This window comes from Micromonospora sp. MP36 (genome assembly GCF_008119785.1).
GTDB lineage: Bacteria > Actinomycetota > Actinomycetes > Mycobacteriales > Micromonosporaceae > Micromonospora.
Genome location: NZ_VSFA01000011.1, coordinates 59,869 through 86,246 on the forward strand (window position 1 = coordinate 59,869; position 26,378 = coordinate 86,246).

25 protein-coding genes and 1 pseudogene are annotated in these 26,378 nt (G+C 73.7%); 17 read left to right on the top strand and 9 right to left on the bottom strand.

The features are described from left to right. The first annotated feature begins 57 nt into the window (after positions 1-57). The 9 genes from FXF52_RS41590 to hisF all read left to right on the top strand — a co-directional run bounded on the left by FXF52_RS41590 (position 58) and on the right by hisF (position 5,308). Positions 58-231, top strand: a complete 174-nt coding sequence (locus tag FXF52_RS41590) for a hypothetical protein (RefSeq protein WP_187413464.1) — start codon at positions 58-60, stop codon at positions 229-231. Between the two features lie 22 nt (positions 232-253). Next, positions 254-877: an imidazole glycerol phosphate synthase subunit HisH gene (hisH, locus tag FXF52_RS12350; RefSeq protein ID WP_148796598.1), complete on the top strand. Its 624-nt coding sequence runs from the start codon at positions 254-256 to the stop codon at positions 875-877. A 115-nt stretch (positions 878-992) separates the two neighbouring features. Then, positions 993-1,316, top strand: coding sequence for a hypothetical protein (locus FXF52_RS12355; protein WP_148796600.1), 324 nt, complete (start codon positions 993-995; stop codon positions 1,314-1,316). A gap of 16 nt (positions 1,317-1,332) precedes the next feature. After that, the gene (gene priA / locus FXF52_RS12360) at positions 1,333-2,061 is read left to right on the top strand and encodes a bifunctional 1-(5-phosphoribosyl)-5-((5-phosphoribosylamino)methylideneamino)imidazole-4-carboxamide isomerase/phosphoribosylanthranilate isomerase PriA (protein ID WP_148796602.1); all 729 of its coding nucleotides are present in this window, start codon (positions 1,333-1,335) and stop codon (positions 2,059-2,061) included. Beyond that, positions 2,058-2,456, top strand: coding sequence for a RidA family protein (locus FXF52_RS12365; RefSeq protein WP_148796603.1), 399 nt, complete (start codon positions 2,058-2,060; stop codon positions 2,454-2,456). Before priA ends, FXF52_RS12365 begins: the two co-directional genes overlap by 4 nt. 99 nt (positions 2,457-2,555) lie before the next feature. Beyond that, positions 2,556-3,002, top strand: a complete 447-nt coding sequence (locus FXF52_RS12370; RefSeq protein ID WP_148796605.1) for a MarR family winged helix-turn-helix transcriptional regulator — start codon at positions 2,556-2,558, stop codon at positions 3,000-3,002. A gap of 5 nt (positions 3,003-3,007) precedes the next feature. After that, positions 3,008-3,433, top strand: coding sequence for an organic hydroperoxide resistance protein (locus FXF52_RS12375; RefSeq protein ID WP_148796707.1), 426 nt, complete (start codon positions 3,008-3,010; stop codon positions 3,431-3,433). Then, entirely contained in the window at positions 3,430-4,428 is a 999-nt protein-coding gene (locus FXF52_RS12380) for an NADP-dependent oxidoreductase (RefSeq protein WP_148796608.1), read from the top strand. Before FXF52_RS12375 ends, FXF52_RS12380 begins: the two co-directional genes overlap by 4 nt. Before the next feature lie 112 nt (positions 4,429-4,540). Further along, positions 4,541-5,308 (top strand): imidazole glycerol phosphate synthase subunit HisF, encoded by a 768-nt coding sequence (gene hisF, locus FXF52_RS12385; protein WP_148796610.1) that lies wholly within the window; start codon positions 4,541-4,543, stop codon positions 5,306-5,308. A gap of 132 nt (positions 5,309-5,440) precedes the next feature. On the opposite strand, the gene FXF52_RS12390 is transcribed toward hisF, so the two are convergent. Together FXF52_RS12390 and FXF52_RS12395 are read right to left on the bottom strand one after the other, a co-directional pair. Beyond that, on the bottom strand, positions 5,441-5,902 hold the full coding sequence (locus tag FXF52_RS12390) for a hypothetical protein (protein ID WP_148796612.1): 462 nt from the start codon (positions 5,900-5,902) through the stop codon (positions 5,441-5,443). A gap of 141 nt (positions 5,903-6,043) precedes the next feature. Continuing rightward, the gene (locus FXF52_RS12395; protein WP_148796614.1) at positions 6,044-6,721 is read right to left on the bottom strand and encodes a YitT family protein; all 678 of its coding nucleotides are present in this window, start codon (positions 6,719-6,721) and stop codon (positions 6,044-6,046) included. Between the two features lie 58 nt (positions 6,722-6,779). On the opposite strand from FXF52_RS12395, the gene FXF52_RS12400 reads away from it, so the two are divergent. Next, positions 6,780-8,237, top strand: coding sequence for a PLP-dependent aminotransferase family protein (locus FXF52_RS12400; RefSeq protein ID WP_148796616.1), 1,458 nt, complete (start codon positions 6,780-6,782; stop codon positions 8,235-8,237). Positions 8,238-8,241: 4 nt separating this feature from the next. Here the strand turns inward: FXF52_RS12400 and FXF52_RS12405 are convergent, their stop codons facing one another. Then, positions 8,242-9,714, bottom strand: a complete 1,473-nt coding sequence (locus FXF52_RS12405; protein WP_187413465.1) for an IS110 family transposase — start codon at positions 9,712-9,714, stop codon at positions 8,242-8,244. Positions 9,715-10,083: 369 nt separating this feature from the next. On the opposite strand from FXF52_RS12405, the gene FXF52_RS12410 reads away from it, so the two are divergent. After that, positions 10,084-12,540, top strand: a complete 2,457-nt coding sequence (locus tag FXF52_RS12410) for a low temperature requirement protein A (RefSeq protein ID WP_187413466.1) — start codon at positions 10,084-10,086, stop codon at positions 12,538-12,540. A gap of 132 nt (positions 12,541-12,672) precedes the next feature. Continuing rightward, a complete protein-coding gene (locus FXF52_RS12415; protein ID WP_148796623.1) occupies positions 12,673-13,989 on the top strand; it encodes a low temperature requirement protein A in 1,317 nt (438 codons plus the stop codon). A 78-nt stretch (positions 13,990-14,067) separates the two neighbouring features. On the opposite strand, the gene FXF52_RS12420 is transcribed toward FXF52_RS12415, so the two are convergent. The 3 genes from FXF52_RS12420 to FXF52_RS12430 form a co-directional block, all read right to left on the bottom strand. Next, positions 14,068-15,894 (bottom strand): long-chain fatty acid--CoA ligase, encoded by a 1,827-nt coding sequence (locus FXF52_RS12420; protein ID WP_148796624.1) that lies wholly within the window; start codon positions 15,892-15,894, stop codon positions 14,068-14,070. Between the two features lie 140 nt (positions 15,895-16,034). Continuing rightward, positions 16,035-16,976 (bottom strand): terpene synthase, encoded by a 942-nt coding sequence (locus FXF52_RS12425; protein WP_148796626.1) that lies wholly within the window; start codon positions 16,974-16,976, stop codon positions 16,035-16,037. Positions 16,977-17,102: 126 nt separating this feature from the next. Then, positions 17,103-17,732 carry a TIGR03085 family metal-binding protein gene (locus FXF52_RS12430; protein WP_148796628.1) on the bottom strand — a complete coding sequence of 210 codons (630 nt, stop codon included), beginning with the start codon at positions 17,730-17,732 and terminating at the stop codon, positions 17,103-17,105. Positions 17,733-17,947: 215 nt separating this feature from the next. Between FXF52_RS12430 and FXF52_RS12435 the strand changes: the two genes are divergently transcribed. Both FXF52_RS12435 and FXF52_RS12440 read left to right on the top strand, forming a co-directional pair. Beyond that, positions 17,948-19,876: an ABC transporter ATP-binding protein gene (locus tag FXF52_RS12435; protein WP_148796630.1), complete on the top strand. Its 1,929-nt coding sequence runs from the start codon at positions 17,948-17,950 to the stop codon at positions 19,874-19,876. Positions 19,877-19,928: 52 nt separating this feature from the next. Then, positions 19,929-21,719, top strand: a complete 1,791-nt coding sequence (locus tag FXF52_RS12440; protein ID WP_370517950.1) for an ABC transporter ATP-binding protein — start codon at positions 19,929-19,931, stop codon at positions 21,717-21,719. Between the two features lie 83 nt (positions 21,720-21,802). Here FXF52_RS12440 and FXF52_RS12445 read toward each other — a convergent pair whose 3' ends face one another. The 3 genes from FXF52_RS12445 to FXF52_RS12455 are packed head-to-tail and all read right to left on the bottom strand — an operon-like array spanning position 21,803 to position 23,912. Further along, positions 21,803-22,417: a TetR/AcrR family transcriptional regulator gene (locus tag FXF52_RS12445; RefSeq protein ID WP_148796633.1), complete on the bottom strand. Its 615-nt coding sequence runs from the start codon at positions 22,415-22,417 to the stop codon at positions 21,803-21,805. Next, positions 22,414-23,169, bottom strand: coding sequence for an ABC transporter permease (locus tag FXF52_RS12450; RefSeq protein ID WP_148796635.1), 756 nt, complete (start codon positions 23,167-23,169; stop codon positions 22,414-22,416). Before FXF52_RS12450 ends, FXF52_RS12445 begins: the two co-directional genes overlap by 4 nt. Then, entirely contained in the window at positions 23,169-23,912 is a 744-nt protein-coding gene (locus FXF52_RS12455) for an ABC transporter ATP-binding protein (protein WP_148796637.1), read from the bottom strand. The genes FXF52_RS12450 and FXF52_RS12455 overlap by 1 nt, the downstream gene beginning before the upstream one ends. A 105-nt stretch (positions 23,913-24,017) precedes the next feature. On the opposite strand from FXF52_RS12455, the gene FXF52_RS12460 reads away from it, so the two are divergent. From FXF52_RS12460 to FXF52_RS42975, 3 genes and pseudogenes are all read left to right on the top strand, one after another. Further along, positions 24,018-24,407, top strand: a complete 390-nt coding sequence (locus FXF52_RS12460; RefSeq protein WP_148796639.1) for a MerR family transcriptional regulator — start codon at positions 24,018-24,020, stop codon at positions 24,405-24,407. Next, on the top strand, positions 24,404-25,408 hold the full coding sequence (locus tag FXF52_RS12465; RefSeq protein ID WP_148796641.1) for an aldo/keto reductase: 1,005 nt from the start codon (positions 24,404-24,406) through the stop codon (positions 25,406-25,408). Before FXF52_RS12460 ends, FXF52_RS12465 begins: the two co-directional genes overlap by 4 nt. A 160-nt stretch (positions 25,409-25,568) precedes the next feature. Further along, positions 25,569-26,237, top strand: a pseudogene (locus FXF52_RS42975) (phosphoribosyl-AMP cyclohydrolase); the annotation flags it as partial. Positions 26,238-26,378: the final 141 nt, after the last annotated feature.

Genomic DNA, 26,378 nt, shown 5'->3' on the forward strand with positions numbered 1-26,378 from the left:
GAGCGCGAGGAACGGGGCGCGGCGGAGTACCGCAGCCGCGCATGAAGGGCGGATCTGATGGGGGCGGCGCTGCCGACGTTGCTGCTGATCCTGGCCGGGGTGCTGGTCGGCGGGACGTGGTCGCTGTACCGGCAGGGCGCGCCGCGCGGCGCGGTGCTGATCACGGGGCTGCTCGCCGCGCTGGCCACCGCCGGTGGGCTGCTCTGGCTGCTACCGGGGGAGGGCTCATGAGCGAGCGCAGCGGAGTGCCGGCATGAGCAAGCGGATCGTGGTGCTCGACTACGGCTCGGGCAACCTGCGGTCGGCCGAGCGCGCCCTGGCGCGGGCCGGTGCGGACGTCACCGTGACCGACGACCTGACCGCCGCCGCCGAGGCGGAGGGCCTGGTGGTGCCGGGCGTCGGCGCGTACGCCGCCTGCATGGCCGGGATCGAGGCGCTCGGCGCCGGCCCGGTCATCGCCGAGCGGGTCGCCGCGGGCCGTCCGGTGCTCGGCATCTGCGTGGGGATGCAGGTGCTCTTCGAGCACGGCGACGAGCACGGGGTGGTCACCAAGGGGCTCGGGCTGCTGCCCGGCGGGGTGACCCGGTTGCCCGCCGAGCGGTTGCCGCACATGGGCTGGAACACCGTGCACGCGCCGGCGGGCTCGGTGCTCTTCGCCGGGCTGCCGGTCGACGCCCGGTTCTACTTCGTCCACTCGTACGGGGTGACGGATGCTGCCGGGCTGGCCGCGTCCGGGGCGACGGTGACCACCGCCGAGCACGGGACCGAGTTCGTCGCGGCCGTGGAGCGGGGCCCGCTGTCGGCGGCCCAGTTCCACCCGGAGAAGTCGGCCGACACCGGCGCCACGCTGCTCCGCAACTGGTTGGCGACACTGTGAGCGCGAGGAGTGAGCCGGGTTTGCGAGCCCCGCAGCCGCGAACCAAGCACGACACTGTGAGCGCGAGGAGTGAGCCGGGCCTGCGAGCCCCGCAGTCGCGAGCGACGGTGGACCGGTGAGCAAGGAGCGGGCCCGCCGCCGGGAGGCCCGCCAGGCGCAACTGGAGGCCGAGCGCGCCGTCCGCCGCCGCCGGGTGGCGCGCCGGGAGCGGCGGCGGGCCCTGGTACGCCGGTTGACGCCGCAGCTGCGGCGCGGCCGCACGGGCCGGCTGCGGCGGCACACCCGGGGCGAGCGCGCGGCGATCGTGCTGCTCACCGGGGCGGCGCTGGCCGCCATCTGGAGTTTGGTGGACGACCTGGCGCTGCGGCTGGCGCTGGTCGTGTTGTTGCTGCTGGTCCTGCCGGCGATCGTGGTGCTCGCCCTGGACCGTCGTACCTGATGCGAGGAGAAGAACGTTGAGCCTCACCCTGTTGCCCGCCGTGGACGTCGCCGACGGTCAGGCCGTCCGGCTCGTGCAGGGCGCCGCCGGCAGCGCGACCGCGTACGGCGATCCGCTGGAGGCGGCCCTCGCCTGGCAGTCCGACGGTGCCGAGTGGATCCACCTGGTCGACCTGGACGCCGCCTTCGGCCGGGGCTCGAACGCCCACCTGCTGGCCGAGGTGGTCCGGCAGCTCGATGTGAAGGTGGAGCTCTCCGGCGGCATCCGGGACGACGAGTCGCTGGAGGCGGCGCTGGGCACCGGGGCGGCCCGGGTCAACATCGGCACCGCCGCACTGGAGGACCCGCAGTGGTGCGACCGGGTCTGCGGTGAGTACGGCGACCGGGTGGCGATCGGGCTGGACGTGCGCGGCCGTACCCTCTCCGCCCGGGGCTGGACCCGCGACGGCGGTGACCTGTGGGAGGTGCTGGAGCGGCTGGACAAGGCCGGCGCCTCCCGGTATGTGGTCACCGACATCACCAAGGACGGCACCATGCGCGGGCCGAACCTGGAGCTGCTGCGCGAGGTCTGCTCTCGCACCGACGCGCCGGTGATCGCCTCCGGCGGGGTCTCCACCCTGGACGACCTGCGCGCCCTGGCCGGCCTGGAGCCGGTGGGCGTGGAGGGCGTGATCGCCGGCAAGGCGCTCTACGCCGGGGCGTTCACCGTCGCCGAGGCGCTCGCCACGCTGCGGGCCGCGGCGTGACCTCCCCGGTCGTCACCCGCCTTGGCTCCGGCGGGCCGTGGGAGGCCCGGTTCGGCTACTCGCGGGTGGTGCGGGTCGGGAACCTGGCGATCACCGCCGGCTGCACCTCGACGGTGGACGGGCGGGTGGCGCACGTGGGGGATGCCGGTGCCCAGACCGCGCAGGCGCTGCGCATCGGCCTGGACGCACTCGCCGAGGTGGGTGTCGAGCCGGCCGACGTGATCCGGACCCGGATGTACGTGACGGACCGGAGTCACGCCGACGAGGTCGGACGGGCGCACAACGCGGTGTTCGGGGCGGTCCGCCCGGTGGCGACGATGGTCGTGGTGGCCGGGCTGATCGACCCGGAGCATCTGGTTGAGGTGGAGCTGGAGGCGTACCTGCCGGACCGCTGAGTCGGCGGCCCCGGCGGGGTGCCGGCGCCCTGCAGTGGGCGTGGTCACGTCGGGCCAAATAAGTTGTGCGCAACTTAATTGGGCACTACTGTTCGAGGCGTGACCGACGATCTGGTGCTGCGCCGGCAGGTGTGCTTCGCCCTCTACGCGGCGTCACGCGCCCTCACCGACGTCTACCGGCCCCTCCTCGACGCGCACGGGCTGACCTACCCGCAGTACCTGGTGCTGCTGGTGCTGTGGGAGCGCGACGACGAGCCGCCCACCGTCTCCGAGCTCGGCGCCCGGCTGCGACTGGACTCCGGCACGCTCTCCCCGCTGCTCAGGCGGCTGGAGGCGGCCGGTCTGGTGGTGCGTACCCGCTCGGCGCGGGACGAGCGCCGGGTCGAGGTGGGCCTCACCGCGCAGGGCCGGGCCCTGCGGCAGCGGATGGACGAGGTGCCCCGGCGGGTGGCCCGAGCCACGGGCCTCACCGACGCCGAGCTGGTCGCCCTGCGCGACACCCTCACCCGGGTCACTGAGACGATCCACCGACAGAAGGAGCAGTGACCACCATGCAGGTGCTCTACACCGCGTCCGCGCGGGCGACCGGGGACGGCCGGGACGGCCACGTCTGCACCTCGGACGGCACCCTCGACCTGAACCTGGCGATCCCCAAGGAGATGGGGGGCGCCGGCGGCGCGGCCAACCCGGAGCAGCTCTTCGCCGCCGGCTACGCGGCCTGCTTCCACTCCGCGCTGCGGCTCGTCGCGCGCCGGACCAGGGCGGACGTCTCCGGGTCGGTCGTCGAGGCCGAGGTGGGCATCGGCCCGAACGGCAGCGGTGGCTACGGCCTTGCCGTCACCCTGCTGGTCGATCTGCCCGCCGTCGCGCGGGCCACTGCCGAGCAGCTCGTCGCGCAGGCCCACGAGGTCTGCCCGTACTCCGCCGCGACCCGGGGCAACGTCGCGGTCGCCCTCACCGTCCGTGAGACGCGATGAGCACCAACCGCGAGATCCACCTGGCCGCCCGCCCGCAGGGCTGGCCCAGCGCCGACAACTTCCGCCTCGTGGCGACCGAGGTGCCGACCCCGGGGCCGGGGCAGATCGTGGTCCGCAACCGGTTCATGTCGGTCGACCCGTACATGCGCGGCCGGATGAACGACGTCAAGTCGTACGTGCCGCCGTTCGCGCTCGACGCCCCGCTCGACGGCGGCGCGGTCGGCGAGGTGGTGGCCAGCGCGGCCGACGGGTTCGCGCCCGGCGACACCGTGCTGCACGGCCTCGGCTGGCGCGAGTACGCGCTGGTCGACGCGAAGGCCGCCCGCCAGGTCGACCCGGACCTCGCCCCGGTGAGCGCCTACCTGGGTGTGCTCGGCATGACCGGGCTGACCGCGTACGCCGGCCTGCTCGACGTGGCCGCCATGAAGCCCGGCGAGACCGTCTTCGTCTCCGGCGCGGCCGGCGCGGTGGGCAGCATGGTCGGCCAGATCGCCAAGCTGCGCGGCGCGGCCCGGGTGGTCGGCAGCGCCGGCTCACCGGCCAAGGTCGAGCGGCTCCTGGGGCTCGGCTTCGACGCCGCCTTCGACTACCACGACGGCCCGGTGTACGACGCGCTCAAGGCCGTCGCGCCCGACGGCGTCGACGTGTACTTCGACAACGTCGGCGGCGAGCACCTGGAGGCCGCGATCGGGGCGATGAACCTGCACGGCCGGGCCGCCATCTGCGGCATGATCGCCCAGTACAACGCCACCGAGCCGCCCGCCGCGCCGCGCAACCTGGCGCTGCTGATCGGCAAGCGGCTCACCCTGCGCGGCTTCCTGGTCGGCGACCACGGCCACCTGCGCGGGCAGTTCGTCGAGGAGATGGCCGGCTGGCTGCGCGACGGGAAGATCGCGTACGACGAGACGGTGGTGGACGGCATCGAGAACGCCCCGGCGGCGTTCCTCGGCATGCTGCGCGGCGAGAACCTGGGCAAGATGCTCGTCCGGCTGTGACGCGGGGGAGGGGCCCTGTCTTGACGCTTGCGATAGAGGAGGGCCCCTGCTCACCCCGTGGCCGGGCTCACAGGCGGACGGCCGGTGGGGAACGGTTGGATAGGCTCGCGACATGACGGTGGCGGTACGGGTGATCCCCTGTCTCGACGTGGACGCCGGACGGGTGGTCAAGGGGGTCAACTTCCTCGACCTGCGGGACGCCGGTGACCCGGTCGAGCTGGCGGCGGCGTACGACCGGGCCGGGGCGGACGAGCTGACCTTCCTCGACGTCACCGCGTCCGCCAGCGACCGGGGGACCATGCTCGACGTGGTCCGGCGCACCGCCGAGTCGGTCTTCATCCCGCTCACCGTCGGCGGCGGCGTACGCACGGTCGCCGACGTCGACACCCTGCTGCGCGCCGGCGCGGACAAGGTCGGGGTGAACACCGCCGCGATCGCCCGGCCGGAGCTGATCGCCGAGATCGCCGACCGGTTCGGCCGGCAGGTGCTGGTGCTCTCCCTCGACGTGCGGCGCGCGCCGGACGGCAGCACGCCGAGCGGCTTCGAGGTGACCACCCACGGCGGCCGCCGTGGCACCGGCCTCGACGCGGTCGAGTGGGCCCGGCGCGGCGCCGAACTGGGCGCGGGGGAGATCCTGCTCAACTCGATGGACGCCGACGGCACCAAGGCCGGCTTCGACCTGCCGCTGATCCAGGCCGTCCGGGAGGCCGTCGACGTGCCGGTGATCGCCAGTGGCGGCGCCGGCGCGGTGGCGCACTTCCCCCCGGCGATCGGCGCGGGCGCCGACGCGGTGCTCGCGGCCAGCGTCTTCCACTTCGGCGAGCTGACCGTCGGCGAGGTCAAGGACGCCCTGCGCGCCGCCGGTCACCCGGTCCGCTGATCCGTCCGCCGGTGCCGCGCTGACCGGCCACTGACTCGCCGATCCGGCGGTGTCGCTCGGGCCGGGACAAAGGCGTGGTCAACGGCCCGGCACCGCCCCCGCCGGGCCCGCGAGCCGGTCGGGGAGAGGCGCTCAGGAGCGGCCGGAGTGGCCCTCTGGGGAGCGGCGCGGCATCGGGATCGACCGGACCACGTACTCCTGGACGGCGGCGGCGTGGTCGTCCTCGTCGAGGCTCCAGTCGGACGTGCCCGGCGTGTGCCGGCGGGTCAGCACGCCCTGCACGCTGTCCACCGTGGTCCCCACCCCGGCGCTCGGCCGGGTGCGCCACAGCCGCTCGCCGTCCGGGGTGATCCGGAACCAGCCGTCGGTGACCGTGACCAGACCCGCGCCGAGGAGCCGGCGGACAGCGCCCTCGACCTCGTGCCGCTCGGGGATGGCCCGGTTGAGGTGGTCGGCGGTGGAGAGGACATCAGCGAGGCGGACGCCCTCCGGGCGCCGGGTGGTGGCCGCGCGGCGATGCCGGCCGGCACCGCTCGCGATCACCAGCGAGACGAAGATCCAGGCGTCGGTCCAGCGCCATCCGTTCTCCCCCATGGACGAATGATGCCCGGCGTTGCCGGCGGAGAAAACACCCGGTTTCGACGCCGGCCGTTTACGCAGCTCAGCGCTGGTGCGGGCCGTCCCACCCGGTGGCCGTGAGCGGGCCCGGAGGGACGGTGCGGGGTGGACGCCGGATCACGCCGTCTCGCCGGCCGGGCGTGGCGCGCCGGCCGCTGACGGCGCCAGGACGGACTCCGTGGGCTGCCGCGGGGGCACCGCGAAGAGCGGGATGAACAGTTGGGCGAGCGGCCCGATGGCGAGCGCGTACGCGACCGTGCCGACGCCGACCGTGCCGCCGAGAAGCCAGCCCAGCGCCAGCACGGTCACCTCGATGACGGTCCGCACCAGCCGGATCGAGCGACCGGGACGGCGGGCGACGTATCCGGTCATCAGACCGTCGCGCGGGCCGGGGCCGAACGCCGCCCCCAGGTAGAGCCCGGTGGCCGCCCCGTTGGCGACGATCCCGACGACCAGCAGGCCGATCCGGACCGGCAGGCCGCCGCCGGGTGGCAGCAGGGCCAGGGTGCCGTCCACCACCAGTCCGATCACCACCACGTTGCTGACCGTGCCGAGGCCGGGGCGTTGCCGCAGCGGGATCCAGAGCAGCAGCACGAGGGCGCCGACCGCGATGGTGACCGTGCCGAAGGAGAGCCCGGTCTGCCGGGCGAGGCCCTGGTGGAACACGTCCCACGGGTCGAGGCCGAGGTCGGACCGGATCATCAGGGCCATGCTGACGCCGTAGAGCGCGAGCCCGGCGTAGAGCTGGGTCAGCCGCCGGGCCGGCCGGTACCGGAAATTGCCAATCGGTGCCATGCATGCCACTCTAGGGGCCAATCTTCCCCACAACAGAGCCAATTTCGGAGGTGTGGCCATGACGAGTCAGGTGCGTGGCGTCCAATTGGCTCGGCTCCTCGGCCAGTGGCACGCACTGCCCGGCCGTCGGCGCAGCCCCGACTACGCCGCGCTCGCCGCCGCGGTCCGCGGCCTGCTCGCCGACGGCCGGCTCCCCCTCGGGGTACGCCTGCCCGCCGAGCGCGAGCTGGCCGAGGCGCTGCGGATCAGCCGCACCACGGTCACCGCCGCTTACCGGGAGCTGCGCGAGAGCGGCCACCTGGCCAGCCGCCGCGGGGCCGGCAGCTGGACCATGCTGCCCGGCACGCACCGGGTGGCCAGCACCGGGCTGTGGACCCCGCTGGACGACCGCGACATGATCGACCTCGGGGTGGCCGCGCTGGCCGCCCCGCCGCAGCTCGTCCCGGCCACCCGGGCGGCCGCCGAGGACCTGCCCCGCTACCTGTGCGGGGCCGGCTACCACCCGACCGGCATCATCGAGCTGCGCGAGGCGGTGGCCCGGGCGTACACCGAGCGGGGGCTGCCGACCAGCCCGGAGCAGATCATGGTCACCAGCGGCACCCAGCACGCGCTGGACCTGGTGCTGCGGCTGGCCCTGTCGCCCGGCGGCGGGGTGCTGGTGGAGTCCCCGACCTACCCCAACGCGCTCGCCGCGCTGTCGGCCCGCCGGGCCCGGATCAGCACCCACGGCCTCGCCACGGACGACGTCGGCTGGGACGCCGACCTGCTGCTGGGCAGCATCCGGCAGGCCCGGCCGAAGCTGGCGTACCTGATCCCCGAGTTCCAGAACCCGACCGGTCACCTGATGGCGACCGAGCTGCGCGAGCGGCTGGTCGGCGCCGCCCACGCCGCCGGGACCGATCTGGTGATCGACGAGTCCTTCGTGGACCTGCCGCTGGACGGCACACCGCTGCCGCCGCCCGTGGCGACCTTCGACCGCCACTCCCGGGTGATCAGCATCGGCGGGATGAGCAAGCCGTACTGGGGCGGCCTGCGGATCGGCTGGGTCCGGGCGTCCGCGCCGCAGGTGCAGCGGCTGGCCGCCGCCCGGGTCGGCGTCGACATGGCCAGCCCGGTGCTCGACCAGCTCGTCGCGGTGCACCTGCTCGCCGAGGCGGCCACCATCGTGGCCGCGCGGCGGGCGCAGCTCGCCGCGCAGCGGGACGCGCTGGTCGGCGCGCTGGCCGAGCGGCTGCCCGACTGGCGGGTCGCCGTGCCGCGCGGCGGCGTCACGCTCTGGGTCGAGCTGGACGGCCCGATCTCCAGCGCCCTGGCCCGGGCCGCCGAGGAGGTCGGCGTACGCCTGGCGCCCGGCCCCCGGTTCGGCCTGGACGGCACCCTGGAGCGGTTCCTGCGGCTGCCGTTCACGCTGCCCGCCGCCGACCTGGTGGAGGCCGTCGGCCGGCTCGCGGCGGTCCGCTACGACCTGGACCGCACCGGTCGCCCGCAGTGGCGGGAGCCGTCCGTCATCGCCTGATTCCCTATCGAGGGTCTGCTGTCAAGGTGGTGGCTGGCTTGACCTTGGTGGTGGAGTGGTTGGACGATCGTGGGTGGGGAAGGTCGCCTCGTTTGTCGGCGCTTCGCGCGTCTGACCTGACATGTCCCGCGAGGACTCGTTGAGGGGCCTTCCCCGCCTTCGTGGTGGTGGTTTTGGTGCTGCGCCGGTGGGTGCGGACGTCGGTGGGGACGGTCCACTGCTCGGCGATGATCTTCTTCGCGTCGGCGGGGTCGATGGGTGTGCCGTCGGTGTCGCAGATGACGTAGGGCATGCCGCGGCGCATGACGGTCCAGGCGCGTTCGGCGAGGCGGCCAGCGACCACGCAGAGGGCTTTGAGATGCTCCGCGCCGTGTTCGACCATCTGCGTGTAGTAGATCTTGGCCAGTTGCGGGTCTTGTTTGCGGGCGTGGTCGGCGGCGCGGATCAACGCGGCGCGGGCCAGCCGGGATCCCGCCTTTGACATGGGCTGGCCTTTGCGGTCGGTGTTGCCGGTCTCCGACGCGCGGGGCGCCAGGCCGAGGTAGGACTTGAAGTGCGCGCCGGAGGGGAACCGGGCGGCGTCGCCGATGACCGTGGCCAGGACCGGGCCGCCGACGGTGGCCAGACCGGGCAGACTGCGGGCCAACTGCCCAGGGTCAGCCCATCGGTAGGCGTCCTCCCTGGCGGTGGCGTGGGCGGCCAGCTCGGCGTCTGTCGCGGCCAACAGGCGGACTTCGGTGGCGACTTCCGCGGCCAGGTCAGCCAATGCGACCGCGGGGTGCTCGGCGTAGAGGTCGACCGCGGCGCGGGCTGAGGCCAGCCACTGTTCAGCCCGGGCGGCGCCTTGCTGATGGCGTGACGCCTTAACGATCACCGCGGTCAGCCGGACGGGCCCGGCCTTGAGCAGGGCCCGAGGGTCGGCCCAGCGGGCCAGCACCGCCAGGTCGGCCTTGCCCAGGTCCCCCGTCAACGGAGTCAACGGCATCAACTGCCGGACCAGGTCCTTGATCCGCACCTTGTGCTCCGAGGCCGCCTGCGTCAGCCGGTCACACGCCCGCACCCGCCGGTCCAACGCCGCCTGCTCGGCTGCCGGCAGCCGCAGCGGCCGAACCCCGTCCGGATCAACCAACGGCAGGCGAGCCAACGTGTCGGCGTCGATACCGTTGGACTTGGCGTGCCGGGACAGGAACCGACGCAGGTCCGCCGCACGCGCCGAGGACACCCGGAACACCGTGTGCCCCCAGGCGGTGAAGAACACCGCGACGGGCAGCCACGCCGGACCCGTCGGCTCGATCACCACCTCCAACCGGGTCCCGTCCGCCGCCCCAGCCAACGCCGCCTGCTCGATCGCCGTCAAGCTCTCCACGGTGGGCTCACACCGCCGGCGACACACCTGCCGGCCCGCCTCGTCCAGCACCCGCACCGTATGCGCCGAGGCGATACCCAGATCAATGCCCACCAGCCGCCGCTGCACCATCCCTACCTCCTGTTCACCGGCCACCGCCGACTCCGGCGGCCCGAGCAAGGGCGCCCCTTCACCGCCACGGTCCCAAGGAGGCAGAGCGTCCCGACGACGGCTCCCACTCATGTGCTGCAACCGGACCCGACCTCGACAGGGTCGGCCCACTTCCCTCATCCGGGGCATCCGTGGCCAGGCCAGCAGTGGCAATCAGTCGAACGAGGCGAAGCCCTCAGAGCCCTACTCGACGCCACCCACCGAACCAACCGGGATGCTCATGCAACCCCAGAACCACCGGGCTGATCAAGCACCGGAGTCCTCTACATGAGCCGGGCCGGCTTGCCGGATGCCCCGCGCCGGGCATCGCCGCCCGGGCAGACTCAAGCGGTGGCCAGCGGTAGGTCGAGGGGACTGTCCGATCGGTTCCAGATGGTCGCCGAGAGCGGCGGGGTGACCCGGCTGGAACTCTTCCTCGACCTTGTCTTCGTCTACGCCTTCCTCAACGTGACCAGCCTGGCCGCTGCCCGTCCCGACCTCTTCGGGATCGTGCGCGGTCTGCTGCTGCTCGCGCTGCTGTGGTGGTGCTGGGCCTCCTACGCCTGGCTCAGCAACTCCATCCGGTTGGACCGAGGGATCATGCCGCTGGTCGCCTTCGGCCTCATCGCGATCATCTTCGTGGTGGGGGTGGCGATCCAGGAGGCATTCGTCGACCGGTCCGGTGGGCTGCCCGGCCCGCTCATCTTCGTGCTGGGCTACCTCGCCGCGCGGGCCGGCGCCCTGCTGGTCGCGATGCTCTTCGCGAGGTCCGACCCGGTCTCCCGGCGGCGGATCCGGCGCGGCTGGCTGCCCCTGGCCGGTGCCGCCCCGCTGCTGTTGCTCGCGGGGGTGCTGGCCAGCCGGTTGATCGACGTCGATATCCATCCGTGGGCCCGCCTGGGGCTGGTGCTCCTGGCGATCCTCATCGAGTACAGCGGTGGGGTGCTCACCGGCGCGGTGGGTGGGCGCGACATCCCGGTCCGGCACTGGGTCGAGCGGCATTCCCTGATCGTCATGGTCGCGTTCGGCGGGACCATCATCTCCGTCGGGGTCAGCCGGGGCATCGGCTCCACAAAACCGGTCACCTGGCCGCTGATCGTCGCCATCCTGCTCAGCATGAGCGTCGTGGGCGTGCTCTGGTGGACCTACTTCGACCTCGCCCGGTTCGCCGCCGAACTCGCCCTTGAGCGGGTGTCCGGGGCGGCCCGGGTACGGCTAGCCCGCAACGCGTACACCTTCCTGCACCTGCCGATGATCGGCGGCCTGATCCTGCTCTCCCTCGGCCTGCGGAAGGCGGTGGGGGCCGTCGGCGAATCGGCGCCGCTGCCCGGGCTGTCCCTGCTCGCACTGTACGGCGGCGTGATCCTCTACCTGGGCGGGCTGCTCGCCTTCGAAGGGCGCACGATGCACATCGTGGGCCGCGGGCCGCTGCTCGGCCTCGTCCTGCTCGCCCTCGGCATACCGGTGGCGGCCCAGGTGCCGGCGCTGGCCGCGCTCGCGATTCTCGCCGGTCTGGTGGCCGTGCTCGTGCTCGCCGACCGTACCGTCTTCCGGGGCCGGCACCAGGTCCTGCACCGCGCGATCCAGCCCGCCGTCCAGCGGGCCGTCGGTGTCGCCCCGAAGGAACTCTTCTTCGATCTGGTCTTCGTCTACGCGTTCATCCAGGTCACCAGCCTGATCGCCGCCGACCCGACCTGGCACGGGCTGGTCCGCGGGCTGGCGGCGCTGGCCGTGCTCTGGTGGGCCTGGAACGTGTTCGCGTGGCTGTCCACCGCACTGCGCACCGACGAGCCGGGAGCTCGCCTGGTTTACGTCGCTGTCGCGGCGAACATCCTCATCATCGCGATCACGATCCCGGTGGCGTTCTACGACCCGTCGCGGGTCGGGCTGTACGGGCCGCTGGTCTTCGCGACCTGCTACGGCGTCGTCCGACTGCTGCACCTGGGCTCGTTCTGGGTGGTCGCGCGCGGCAATCCCGGCTTACGCCGCCAACTGCTGCTGCTCGCCCTCGCGGCCGGGCTGGCGGTGCTTCTGCTGCTGAGCGCCGCGCTGCTGCCCGAACTGGTCGGCGTGCGCGGACCCTACAGCCCGCTGCGGATCGCCCTGTGGCTGGCCGCCGTAGCTGTGGACTACGGCAGCCGGTACCTGGTGAACGTCAGGCAGTGGCGGATCAGTTCGGCCAGTCACTGGGCGGAGCGGTACGGCCTGATCGTCATCGTCGCGCTCGGCGAGGCGATCATCTCCACCGGACGTGCGGTGGCCGACGCACCGATATCCGGGCTGGTGGTCGTCGGGGCGGTCCTCGGCACGGTGCTGGTGGCGACGTTGTGGTGGGCGTACTTCGACGTCGACGCCATCGCCGGGGAACGCGCCGTGGAAGCCGCCGCGGGAGGCGACCGCAGCCGGCTGGCCGCCGACGCGTACACCTTGCTGCACCTGGTGATGGTGGCCGGCGTCGTGCTGGTCGCGCTCGGTCTGGGCCTGACGCTCGCGCTGGTGCACCGCAAGCCCGGGCTGGACACGGGGTTGGCGGCCCTGGCCCACTTCGCCCTCTACGGCGGGGTGATCCTCTATCTGATCGGCGATCAGGCCTTCTGGTGGCGGACCCAGCACAACGTCCGGCGGATCCGCGGCATCACGACCCTGGTGTTCGTCGCGCTGGTCCCGCTGACCGCCCCGTTGCCCGGGCTGCTGGGTCTCGCGGTCCTCGTCGCCGTCTCGATCATCTTCTTGATCGTCGAAGCGGCGCGTACGGCGCAGCTCAGACGGGTGCTGCGCGAACCGCTGGTCTCCGAGACGGGCCCGTAGCGGGTGCCGGTGCACCTGACCGCCCGGCACCCGCAACCGGGCCGGACGGCGGGCGTCTGATCGCCGCCGGCACCCGCGCCGACCTGCCCGGATCTCGGTCACCGGGCCCGGCGCGGCTGGGACACTGCGCAGGTGGCGAACCGAGGCGGCGGCACCCGATGGGCGAGCGTGGTCCTGCCCGGCGCCCCGGGCTCCCGGGTGACGCGGCTGGAGCTCTTCTACGACCTGGTCTTCGTCTTCGCGTTCCTCACCGTCACCGGGCTGACCGCGAGCCGGCCCAGCTGGAACAGCCTGTTCCAGGCCCTGCTCGTGCTGGCGCTGCTCTGGTGGTGCTGGCAAGGGTTCGCCGGCCTCGGCAACCTGGTCCGCGCCGACCAGGGCGTGCTGCCGGTGGTCGGCTTCGTCATGGTGGCCGCCATCTTCCTGCTGGTGCTGAGCATCCCGAGCGCGTTCGTCGACCAGCCCGGCGGGTTCAACGGCCCGCTCGTCTTCGCCGTCTGCTACTTCCTGGTCCGTGCCCCGCAGCTCGCGGTCTTCGGCTGGGTGGCCCGGTCCGATCCGGCCCAGTTCCGGCTCTGGCTGCGGCTCGCCGCCCTGCCGGTGGTCGCCACGGCGCTGCTGGTCGCTGCCGGGCAGGTGCCGCCCCGGGTCACCTCCGGTGCCCTGGCGACCGGGCTGCAGCTCGGTCTCTGGGCGGCGGCGGTGCTGGTGGAGTACGTGGCGGGCATCATCCTGGGCGGCTCCTACTGGGTGGTGACCTCCGCCGGACACTGGGCGGAGCGGCACGCCCTGATGGTCCTGCTCGCGCTCGGTGAGTCGATCATCGCGCTCGGGCTCGGTTCGAAGTTCGGCAACGCGCTGCCGCTGACCGGGCCGGTGATGACCACCGCGGTGCTCGGCATCGCGATCGCCGCGGTGCTCTGGTGGGCGTACTTCGACACCCTCGCGATCGGCATCGAGCACCGGCTGCACGCCGCCCGGGAGCCGGGCGCCCGGGCCCGGCTGGCCCGGAACGCATACACCTACCTGCACCTGCCCATGGTCGCCGGCGTCATCTTCTTCGCCCTCGGGCTCAAGGACCTGCTCGCCGAGTCGGCGTCGCCCAGCACGCCGCCCTGGGGCGAGGCCATCGGCGCCTTCTGGATCACCGTCCTCTACGGCGGGGTCGCCGTCTACCTGCTCAGCCTCGCGGCCTGCGTGCTGCTGGCGCTGCGCACCGTGCGCTGGCCGCTGCTGGTGGCGGTGGTGGCGATCGTCGCGGTGGCCCCGGCGGCGGCCAGGCTGCCGGAGCTGGTGGCGGTGGTGCTGCTGTCGGTGCTCTGCGCGGCCGCCGTCGTCGTCGAGACGCTGCGCGAGGACGGCCGGCGGCGCCAGATCCGGCAGCTCGCGCTGGAGGAGGAGGTCGCCGCCGAAGCGGAGCGGAGCCGGTGGCGCCAGCACCACCTGTGACCGCCGTGGCCGACCGCCGAAAGGGCCGGCGGCCGTGCCCCGGGACGGTGGGGCACGGCCGCCGGACGGTACGGGCGACTACAGCTCGGCGAGGCTGCCCGCGTACATCTTCTCGATCTCGGCGGCGAAGTTGCTCTCCACGCCCCGGCGCTTGATCTTCAGCGACGGGGTGACCTCACCGTCCTCGATGGTGAGGTCGCGCGGGAGGATGGTCACCTTCTTGATCGTCTCCCAGCGGTTGAGCTTGGCGTTCAGCTCCGCCACGTAGCCGTCGACCATCGCCTGCGCCTCCGGCGAGGTGACGATCTCGGGGTAGTCGCGGCCCTCGAGCGGGCCGCCGGCCGCCCAGCCCTTGATCGCGTCCGGGTCGAGGGTGACCAGCATGGTGCAGTAGTTGCGGGCCTGCCCGATCACCACCGCCTGCGAGGTGTACGGGCAGATGGCCTTGAACATGCCCTCGATGTGCGACGGCGCGATGTACTTTCCGCCCGAGGTCTTGACCAGGTCCTTCTTCCGGTCGGTGATCCGCAGGTAGCCGTCGTCGTCCAGGCTGCCGATGTCGCCGGTGCGGAAGAAGCCGTCCTCGGTGAACGCGGCGGCGGTCTCCTCGGGCAGGTTGTGGTAGCCGCGCATCACCGGCCGGCCCCGGACCAGGATCTCGCCGTCGCTGTCGATCCGGCACTCCAGGTCGCCCATGGCCTTGCCGACCGTGCCGATCCGCAGCCCGTCCGGCGGGTTGACGAAGTTGCCCGCGCTGGTCTCGGTGAGGCCGTACCCCTCGGAGATGGGCAGGTTGGCGGCGGCGAAGAAGGTGCCGATCTCCTTGCTCAGCGGGGCCGCGCCGGAGACGAGCACCCGGATCCGGCCGCCGAGCCGGGCCTGGAGCTTGCTGAAGACCAGCTTCTCGGCCACCGCGTAGCGCAGCTTCAGGCCAAACGGGAGCGGCTTGCCGGCCTGCTCCCGCGCGACCTTCTCCTTGCCCACCGCGACGCCCCAGGCGAAGATCTTCGCCTTCGCGCCCCCGGCGTCCTGGGCCGTGGTGACCACCTTGTTGTAGACCTTCTCGAAGATCCGGGGCGCGCCGCACATCAGCGTCGGCCGGACCACCCCGAGCATCTCGACCAGCTTGTCCACCCGCCCGTCGACGTACGTGGGCAGGCCGACGTGGGTGACGCCGCAGAGCAACGTCTTGCCGAACGAGTGCGACAGCGGCAGCCAGAGGTACTGGAGGTCGTCGTCGCGCAGCAGCCCCAGCTCGGCCTGGGCGACCCCCTCCCAGCACCAGCCGCCGTGCAGCAGCTCGACACCCTTGGGCCGGCCGGTGGTGCCGGAGGTGTAGATCAGCGTGGCCAGGTGGTCCGGGCCGATGCCGGCGACCAGCATGTCGATCAGGTCCGGCTCGTTCTCCAGCGCCCGCTCTCCCCGCGCCTCCAGCTCCGCCAGGGTGAGCTGCGGGACCGCGGCGGCCGGGTCGGGCTCGCCGTCGAAGAGCACCACGTGGGTCAGCGCCGGCAGGTCGCTGCCGGCGATCTTCGCGGCCTGGGCCGGGTTCTCGGCGAAGAGCACCCGCGACCCGGAGTCGGCGATGATGTAGGTGGCGTCCTCCGGCTCGGTGGTCGGGTAGACGGTGGTGGTGGCCCCGCCGGCGCACATGATGCCGAAGTCGGCGAGCACCCACTCGAGCCGGGTGTTCGCCAGGATCGCCACCGGGTCCTCCAGGCCGACCCCGAGCCCGTGCAGCCCGGCCGCGACCGCCTTGGCGCGCCGCCCGACCTGCTCCCAGTTCAGCCACACCGGCCCCGAGTCGTCCGCGGCGGCATGGGCGAACGCGGGCCGCTCGGGGGTGGCCGCCACGCGCTTGAGGAACATGTCGGGGATGGAGCGGTACGGTACATCGAGAGCCATCGCTGTAGCCGCCTTCGGGTGGAGGGACGTGACGGGGGTCACGCCATTCTGCGGTTACCGAAGAGTATTGCCTCCACCGGGGCGGCGGCTAGCCCTGGCGGACTGCGCCGAGCCGCGTCCCGGAACGCGGAACGGCCCGGTCAGGCGTACCGGGACGCGGCGAGCGACCAGTCGTAGGTGGCCCGGATCCAGTTCCGCCGGGTGGTCAGGAAGGCGAGGACCGCCTCGTCGCCGGCCCCGGCCAGCGCCGACTCCCGCTCCTCGTACGCCGCCAGCGCCGCGTTGAACCGGGCGGCCGCCGCGCGCAGCGCCGCCTCCTCGTCCTGCCCGGTCTCGCCGACGATCGTGGTGACCAGGTTGTGCGCGCTGCTGCGCTCCTTGCCGTACGAGAAGAGGTCGTTGCACCAGCAGACCAGGTCGGCGGCGAGGTCGTCCACGGCGGCCAGCGCCGGATCCGCCCGCCGCCCGGGCTCGGGCACCGCGTCGTACGCCAGGTCGGTGAGGGTGAAGCTGGGCCGGGCCCCGCCGGTGTGCCGGCGCATCTGCACGTACTCGGCCACCCCGGGCACCCGCCGGTGCTCCCGGTTGGCCGCCTCCCAGAGCAGCGCCAGCAGGTACTCCCGCAACTGGCTGACCAACCGCAGCAGCAGGGCCGGCCGCTGCCGGGCGCGGACCCGCCGGCACAGGTCGTGCAGCGCGACGCCGAGCGGCCCGACGCCGGCCGGCACCGGCCCGTCCGGGTCGCCGTGCCGGTCGAGCACCGCCAGCAGCCCCGCCACGGTGGGCGCGAGCCGGGTCGGGCTGGCGCCCAGGCCGTCCTCGTCGCAGGCGTCGTCCATCACGAACAGCCAGGAGATCAGGTCGGTCAGCAGGCGCAACCGGTCCACCGGCGCGCCCGGGCAGGCCCGGCCGGCCAACTCCGCCGGGCTGGCGCCGGCCAGCCGGCGCAGTCCGGCGGGATCCTCGATCAGGCCCAGCTCGCGTACCCACCCGGCGCTCTCCCCGGCGGCCAACTCGACGGCGGTGTGCCGGCGCACCGGGAAGGGGGGTTCGCGCAGTGCCGAGACCGCGAAGCTCCGCATCCGTCCCCCTGTCCCGCCGCCCTCGGTAATGGGCGGGTGGCCGAGAGCGTACGGCAGGAATGATCAGCCGTGGTGATCGGGCCGAGGGCTGCTTCACACTTCGCGGCGACCGTTTCCGCCCAGCCGTCAGAAGCCCAGGCTGGCCGCCCGCAGCCGCTCGGCCGACGCCGCCGGGCCGTCCACCTGCACCCGCGCCACCCGTTGCCGCCCGGAGAGGAAGAGCGCCAGTTCGCCGGGCGCGCCCACCACCCGCAGCCGGTCGCCGCCGCGGCCGACGGTGCGCTCGCCGAACCCGGGCGCCTGGACCAGCAGATCCGCCGGGAAGCGGCGCAGCGCCAACCGGGCCATCGCCGCGGCCCGCTTCCAGAGCACCGCCTGCAACCCCGCCGGCAGGTCCCGCGGCAGCCACCCCGGCTGCGCCCGGCGGACGTCCTCATGGTGGATGAAGAACTCCAGGGTGTTGGCCAGCTCGTCGGTCAGCGGGTTGCTGACCGGGCTCCACACCGGCGGGCGGCGCACCCGCGCCACCAGCTCCGCGTACGGTCCCGCGGCCGTCCGTCGCCGGACCGCCTCGCCGTAGCGGCGCAGCGGCCGCAGCAGGATGCCGGCGGCGGCGTCCGGCCGGCGCTCCCGCACCGCCAGGTGCGCCGCGAGGTCGCGGGTGCGCCACCCCGCGTCGATCGTCGGCGCGTCCGGTCCCAGGTCCAGCAGCAGATCGGCGAGCGCCTCGCGCTCCGATCGGGCGTACCGCGGCATGGCCCGATCGTAGGCCGGTGGTGGCCCGGCGGCCGGGACGGGCGCGCCACGGTGCCGCCGCGCCCGCGACCGGCGGGCGGTCGGCGTGACGAACCGCCCTGGTCAGCCCGGTCGGCGCGGAAAGGTGACGGCGGACATATGCCCGCCGGGTCGGCGGATCTGGCACCGAGCGGTAAGGATGAGGGAGAAAATTGCGGCTTACGGCGGGGGAGAGCGTGGCGAGCGGGACAAGTCGGGACGTGCTCGGCAGGGGACTGCGGGTACTCGGCCGGGCCATCCGGGAACAACCCCGGATCTTCGCGATCGCGGTGGCCGGCAGCGTGCTCTTCGGCCTCATGGTGATCGCCAGCGCGTACGTCGTCGGTGGGGTGGTCGGCAAGGTGGTGGTCCCGGCCATCGCCCGCGGCTCGGTGGCCACCGGCACGCTCGCGCTGGCCGCGGCGGCGCTGTTCGGGATCAGCGTGCTGCGGGTGGTCGGCATCTTCGGCCGCCGGCTCGGCGCCGGCTACATGCAGTACCGGCTCCAGGCCGCCTACCGCCGTCGGGTCACCCGCCGTTACCTCGACCTGCCGCTGGCCTGGCACCACCGCAACGCCACCGGCACCCTGCTCTCCAACGCCAACTCCGACGTCGAGGCGGCCTGGTATCCGATTGCGCCGCTGCCGTTCGCGGTCGGCACCCTGGTGATGCTGGTCGGCGCGGTGATCTCGCTGTTCCTCACCGACTGGGCGCTCGCCCTGGTCGGCCTCGCCGTCTTCCCGGCGCTGTTCGCCCTCAACGTGGTCTACTCCCGCCGGATGGCCCCCCGCCAGGCCCGCGCTCAGCGGCTGCGGGCCGAGGTCAGCGGCATCGCCCACGAGAGCTTCGACGGCGCGCTGGTGGTCAAGACGATGGGCCGCGAGGCGCAGGAGACCGCCCGGTTCGCCGCCCGCGCCGGGGAGCTGCGCGACGCGCTGATCTCCGTCGGCAAGCTGCGCGGCGTCTTCGACCCGATGCTGGAGACCCTGCCCAGCCTCGGTACCCTCGCCGTGCTGGTGGTCGGCGCGATCCGGCTCCGGCAGGGTGCGATCACCGTCACCGAGCTGGTCAGCGTCGCCTTCCTGTTCACCGTGCTGGCCTTCCCGGTCCGGGCCATCGGCTGGGTGCTGGCCGAGCTGCCGCGCAGCGTCGCCGGCTGGGACCGGGTGCGCCGGGTCCTCGACGCCACCGGCGAGATGCCGTACGGCGAGGTGACGCTCGACCCGGCCACGCCGGCGCCGGCCACCCTCGCCTTCCACGACGTCCATTTCGGATACGAGCCGGCCGAGGCGCACCTGCCCGGCACGGAGGTGCTCGGCGAGGTGACCTTCACCGTGCCGGCTGGCAAGACGGTCGCCCTGGTCGGGCCGACCGGGGCCGGCAAGTCCACCATCGCCTCCCTGGCCGTACGCCTGGTCGACCCGCGCACCGGCACGGTCACCCTGGACGGCGTCGACGTCCGCGACCTCACCGCCGCCTCGCTCGCCGGGAACGTGGCCCTGGTCGCCCAGATCCCGTTCGTCTTCGACGACACCGTCCGGGCCAACATCACCCTGGACCGGCCCGGCATCGGCGACGACGAGGTCTGGGCGGCGCTGCGGCTGGCCGAGGCGGACGGCTTCGTCGCCGCGCTCCCGGACGGGCTGGACACCATGGTCGGCGAGCGGGGCACCTCGCTCTCCGGCGGCCAGCGGCAGCGGCTCACCCTGGCCCGGGCCCTCGCGGGCCGGCCGCGGCTGCTGGTGCTCGACGACGCCACCAGCGCCGTCGACCCCCGGGTGGAGGCGGCCATCCTGGCCGGGCTGCGCGCCCCGGCCGACCGGCCGTCATTCGGTCCGGAGCGCCGCCCAACGGCGCAGAGGCCGAATCATGGCCACAGCGCGGCCGCGTCGATCCTGGTGGTCGCGTACCGCCGGGCCACCATCGCGCTCGCCGACGAGGTGATCTACGTCGAGCACGGGCGGGTGGTCGCCCGCGGCACGCACCCCGAACTGCTCGCCACCGTGCCCGGCTACGCCGACCTGGTCACCGCGTACGAGCAGGCCGAGCAGGAACGCGAGCAGCCCCGCCCGTACGACCAGGTCACCCCGCTGACCTCCGGCCTGGAAGTCGAGGTTGACCGGTGAGCGCGAGGAGTGCAGCGGAGCGGAGCCCCGCGGTCGCGAACGAGAGGCAGGACTGGTGAGCACGACTGTGGAGGCCGAGCGGCCGGCCGAGGCGACCGAGTCGACCTGGCGTACGCTGCGCCGCGGATTGGCGCTCTCCCCGGAGCTGAAGACCGGGCTGGCCGGCACGCTCGGGCTGGCGCTGGTCTACATGATCGGCCGGGTGGCCGTGCCGGTGGCCGTGCAGCGTGGCATCGACCACGGCATCGTCGGCGGCCTCGACGTGGACGTGGTCGCGCTGACCGTGGTCGCCGCCGCCGCCGTGCTGGTGGTCACCACCACCTGCGGCTACCTGATGATGCGCCGGCTGTTCACGGTCAGCGAGACCGCCCTGGCCGGGGTGCGGACCCGGGCCTTCCGGCACGTGCACGACCTGTCCATGCTGCACCAGCAGTCCGAGCGGCGCGGCTCGCTGGTCTCCCGGGTTACCAGCGACGTCGACCAGATCACCCAGTTCCTCCAGTGGGGCGGGGTGATCCTGATCGTCAACCTGGGCCAGCTGGTGGTCACCACGGCCGTGATGCTGGCGTACTCCTGGCAGCTCACCCTGGTGGTGCTCTGCGCGTTCGCCCCGGCGGTGCTGGTGATCCGGCTGCTGCAGCGCCGGCTGGGCGTCGCGTACGGCCTGGTCCGCCAGCGGATGGGCACCCTGCTCGGCACCATCGGCGAGAGCGTGGTGGGCGCCCCGGTGATCCGCGCGTACGGGATCGCCGGACGGACCGCCCGGCGGCTGGACACGGCGATCGAGGGGCAGCGGCAGGCCCAGCAGCGGGCCATCCGGATCAGCATCATGGGCAGCTCGGTGGGGGAGCTGGCGGCCGGCCTGGCGCTGGCCGGAGTGGTGGTGGTCGGGGTCAACCTCGGCGTGGACCGCACCCTGTCCATCGGCCAGCTCACCGCGTTCCTCTTCCTGGTGACGCTCTTCATCCAGCCGGTGCAGATCGCCACCGAGGTGCTCAACGAGGCGCAGAACGCGATCGCCGGCTGGCGCCGGGTGCTCGACGTGCTGGACGTCGCGCCGGACGTGGCCGACCCCGGCAGGCAGGGGCGGGACCTGCCACCCGGCCCGCTGGACATCCGCTTCGCCGGGGTGACCTTCGCCTACCCGGGCGGGCCGCCGGTGCTGCACGACGTGACCCTGGACATCCCCGCGAAGAGCCGGGTGGCCGTGGTCGGGGAGACCGGCAGCGGCAAGACCACCTTCGCCAAGCTGCTCACCCGGCTGATGGACCCCACTGACGGGGAGGTGCTGCTCTCCGGCGTGTCGCTGCGCCAGGTGCGCTTCGACTCGCTGCGCTCCCGGGTGGTGATGGTGCCGCAGGACGGCTTCCTGTTCGACGCCACGGTGGGGGAGAACGTCCGCTTCGCCCGCCCCGAGCTGACCGACGCCCAGCTCACCGCCGCCTTCTCCGAGCTGGGCCTGGCCGACTGGCTGGACGGGTTGCCGGCCGGGCTGGACACCCCGGTGGGGGAGCGCGGGGAGGCGCTCAGCGTCGGCGAGCGGCAGCTGGTCGCGCTGGCCCGGGCGTACGTGGCCGACCCCGACCTGCTGGTGCTGGACGAGGCGACCAGCGCCGTCGACCCGGCCACCGAGGTGCGCCTGTCGCGCACCCTGGACGCGGTCACCCGGGGGCGGACCACGCTCGCCATCGCGCACCGGCTCTCCACCGCCCAGGCCGCCGACGAGGTGATCGTGGTGGACCGGGGCCGCGTCGTCCAGCGCGGCCCCCACGACGAGCTGGTCAAGGACCCCGATTCGGTCTACGCCCTGCTCTACGCCTCCTGGCTCGAACAGACCCGCTGACCCCGCCCCACCACTCGCACCGACCCGCGTTGATCAAGAAGTTCGCGTCTCCGGTCGGCCGGATCCCGACGCGAACTTCTTGGTCAACCTGCTGGGGGTGGGGTGGACAGGTCGCCGGTGAGGTAGCGCTGGACGGTGGGGGCGATCGCGGTGACCAGGGTCTCCGGGGCGGCGGAGGCGACCGGTTCGAGCCTGATGACGTACCGCATCATGGCCAGGCCGGCCAGCTGGCTGCCGACCAGCGCGCCGCGCAGCGGCAGCTCGGCCGGGTCGACGTCGAGCTGGTCGAGCACCCGGCGCAGCACCTGGGTGACCAGGAACTCGCGCAGCAGCCGGGCCGTCCACTCGTTGCTGACCGCCGAGCGGAGCAGGGCCACCGCCGCCCCGCCGACCGGGGAGTCCCACACCGACAGGAAGGTGCGGATCAGCCGCTCACCGGCCCGGTCCGGGCCGGCGGCCAGCACGGCCGGCAGCAGTTCGGCCGGGTCGATCGGGATCGCCACGGTGGCCCGGAACAGCTCCTCCTTGGTCCCGAAGTAGTGGTGCACCAGGGCCGGATCCACCCCCGCGGCGGTGGCGATGGCCCGGATCGAGGCGGCGTCGAAACCGCGCTCGGCGAACGCCGTCCGGGCCGCCGCGAGGATCGCCTCCCGGGTGTCCGGGTTGCCGGGCCGGCGGCCGGTGCGCCGCGCCCTCATCCGCTCCGCCGGCGCAGCGTGGCCGCGGCGAGCACCAGCGCCAGCAGCGCCGCCCCGGTGACGATCGCCACGTCCCGCCACATCGTCGTGGTCGGCTTGGCGTGCGCGCCGACCTCCTGCAGCGCCTCCACGGCGTACGACAGGGGCAGCGCGTCGCTGATCGCCTGGAGCCAGCCGGCCATCTGGCCCCGGGGCACGAAGAGCCCGCAGAGCAGCAGTTGCGGGGCGACCACCACCGGCATGAACTGCACGGCCTGGAACTCGGTCCGGGCGAAGGCGGAACAGAGCAGCCCGAGCGCGACGGCGAGTACCGCGTTGATCGCGGCGATCATGATCACGAGCGCGCTGCTGCCGGCCGTGGTCAGGCCGAACACCCAGTACGCCACGGCCGAGGCGATGGTGGCCTGCACCACGCCGGCCAGCCCGAACGCGATGCCGTAGCCGAAGAGCAGGTCGAGCTTGCCCAGCGGGGTGGTGAGCAGCCGCTCCAGGGTGCCGGTGGTGCGCTCCCGCAGCATGGCGATGCTGGTCACCAGGAACATGATGATGAACGGGAAGAAGCCCAGCATGATCAGCGCCACCCGGTCGAAGACGGTGGGCCGCCCCGGCGGGTGGGGTTGGTCGACGTACATGAAGTAGACCAGGGTGAGCAGCACGGCCGGCACCACCACGAGCAGCGCCACGGTGCGCCGGTCGTGCCGCAGCTGACGCAGGATGCGCCCGATGGTCGCGGCCAGGATCCGGGGATTCATCACGACACCTCTCCGGGCTGGCCGGCGTGACCCGCCTCGCTCGCTCGGATCAGCCGCAGGAACGCCTCTTCGAGGTCGTCGACGCCGGTGGCGGCGCGGACCGCGTCCGGCGTGTCGTCGGCGATCAGCCGACCCTCCCGGATGAGCAGCAGCCGGTCGCAGCGGGCCGCCTCGTCCATCACGTGGCTGGACACCAGCAGCGTGGTGCCGGCGGCGGCCATGGCGTGGAACCGGGCCCACAGGTCGGCCCGCAGCACCGGGTCCTGGCCGACGGTGGGCTCGTCCAGGATGACCAGCTCCGGGTCGCCGACCAGGGCGCAGGCCAGCGAGGCGCGGCTGCGCTGGCCGCCGGAGAGCGTGCCGACTAGTTGGTCGGCGGCCTGGGTCAGGCCCACGTCGGCCACCGCGCCATCCGCCTCGGCCCGGCCGCGCCCGTGCAGCGCGGCGAAGTAGCGCGCGTTCTCCCGGACGGTCAGGTCGGCGTAGACGCTGGGTGCCTGGGTGAGGTAGCCGACCCGGTGGCGCAGCTCCGCGGTGCCGGCGGGCCGGCCGAGCACGGTGACCGTGCCCGAGGTGACGGTCTGCACCCCGACGATCGCGCGCATCAGGGTGGTCTTGCCGCTGCCGCTGGGCCCGAGCAGCCCGGTGACCGCGCCGCGGGGCACCGCGCAGGAGATGCCCTGGAGCACCCGCCGCCGGCCCCGGTCGACCACCAGGTCACGGACCACGACCGCGTCGTCCATGCCCGCCTCCAAAACTCATCAGACGTTGAAATAGACGCTAGTTGAGTTGTGCCGCGCGGCACAAGAGTTGACTTCGAGTGCGCTCGAACTGGAAGCCTGGGGTGCGTGGACATCAGCACGCGGGAGATGAGCCTCACCGTGGGTGAGGCGGCGGAACGGGTCGGCCTGACCACCTACACGCTGCGCTGGTACGAGCAGGAGGGCCTGGTCGCCCCGGTGGGGCGGGACTCCTCGGGGCGTCGGCGCTACACCGAGGCCGACGTCAACTGGCTGTTCCTGCTCACCCGGCTGCGGCGGACCGGGATGCCGGTGCGGGACATGCGCCGCTACGCCGAGCTCGCCCGGCAGGGTGACCGGACGCTCGGCGCCCGGCGGGCGCTGTTCGAGGCGCACCGCGCCCGGGTGCTGGCCCGGATGGCCGAGCTGGAGGAGGACCTCAAGGTGCTCGACTACAAGATCGACGCGTATCGCAGGGCGGAGGAGGAACTGGCGTGATCCGGCGACGAGTGGGCGCGACCGGGCCGGAGGTCTCGGCGATCGGCCTGGGCTGCATGGGCATGAGCTTCGCGTACGGGGGCGCCGACGACGCCGAGTCGACGCGCACCCTGCACCGGGCCCTCGACCTGGGCGTCAACCACCTGGACACCGCCGACATGTACGGCTTCGGGGCGAACGAGCGGCTGCTCGCCCCGGTGGTGCGGGCCCGCCGGGACGAGGTGTTCCTGGCCACCAAGTTCGGCAACCGCACCACCGGCGACAGCTTCGCCGGCACCGGCACCCCCGGCGCGTACGTGGACAGCAGCGCGGCCTGGGCGAGGCAGGCGTGCGACGCGTCGCTGGACCGGCTCGGGGTGGACACCATCGACCTGTACTACCTGCACCGGCGCAACCCGGAGACGCCGATCGAGGAGACCGTCGGCGCGATGGCCGAGCTCGTCCGGGCCGGCAAGGTCCGGCTGATCGGCCTGTCCGAGGTCAGTCCGGCCACCCTGCGCGCCGCCCACGCGGTGCACCCGATCGCCGCCGTGCAGATCGAGTACTCCCTGTTCAGCCGGGACGTCGAGGGGGAGATGCTGGCCACCTGCCGGGAGCTGGGCGTGTCCCTGGTGGCGTACTCGCCGGTCGGGCGGGGGCTGCTCACCGGGACGATCACCAGCCGGGAGCAACTCGCCGGCGACGACTGGCGGGCCGGGGCGCCGCGGTTCGCCGAGGGCAACCTGGGCGCCAACCTCAAGCTGGTCGACCAGGTGCGGGCGATCGCCGGGGAGGTCGGTGCCACGCCGGCCCAGGTGGCGCTGGCCTGGCTGCTCGCCGAGGGGGACGACATCCTGCCCATCCCCGGCACCAAGCGGGTCCGCTACCTCGAGGAGAACGCGGCGGCGGCCGACCTTCGGCTCACCCCGGAGCAGTTGGCCCGGCTCGGCGAGGCGGTGCCGCCGGGCGCGGTCGCCGGAGAAAGGTACCCCGAGGCAGCAATGAGATTCATCGGTCGATAACTATCGCACCGGACATCCGGTCAGGCAGCGGTCATTGCGCCGAAGATCGGACGTCCGGCACCATGTCGCCGTGGGTCCCGCTCCGCTGCCCGAGTCCGGATTCCTCGACGACTGGGCCGTCCGCCTTCGGCAGGCCGCCGACCGGCCGGTCGTCGGCATCATGCTGCGCGGCAGTCACGCCCGCCGGGCCGCCACCGAGCACAGCGACGTGGACGTGGACGTGCTGGTCGTGGCCGACGGGGAGCGGACCGGCGACGAATCGGCGCGGCCGGCGGCCCCGGCGGCGGACCCGCCCGGGTCCGCCGCCGTCCCGTACGTGGCGCACCAGGCGTACCTGGCCGAGTTCGACGGTCGCCTCGTGCACGTGTCGGTGGCCACCCGGGACGTCCGGTCCTGGGTGCGCCGGCTCGGCCAGCCGGCGGACTGGGCGTTCGGGCTGCCGGTCACCGCGCCGGCCCGGCTGATCTGGGCGGTGCCGGAGTGGCGGCGCCGGATCGACCTGCCGGTGCTCTGCCAGCCCGCCGACGAGCCGCGGCTGGAGGAACTGATCGCCACCCTCGGCAAGGTCGCCGCCGCCCGGTCGGCCGACGACCCGTTGGGCGTCCGGCTCGCCGCCGCCGACCTGGCCCGGCTCTGCCCGTCCGTGCTGCGGCTGGTCAACCCGTCGGTCCGGGTGGTCTCCCGCCGGGACGCGCTCGACGCCGTGCTGGACCTCCCGGTCGCCCCGCCCGGCTACCGCGACGACATGCTGCTCTGTCTCGGGCTGCGCCCGGGTGCCGTCGGCGAGATCGGCGCGGCGGCCGGCCGGCTGGTCACCGGCATCGTCCCGCTGGTCCGCCCGTACGCCGGGGAGATCGCCGCGGCGGCCGGCGCGGACCTGGCGGACGCCCTGGCGGACGGCCGGCTGGACCGCTACCTGGGGCAGTTGACCCGGGCCCTCGGCGGGCCCGCGCCCGCCTCCCGGGACACG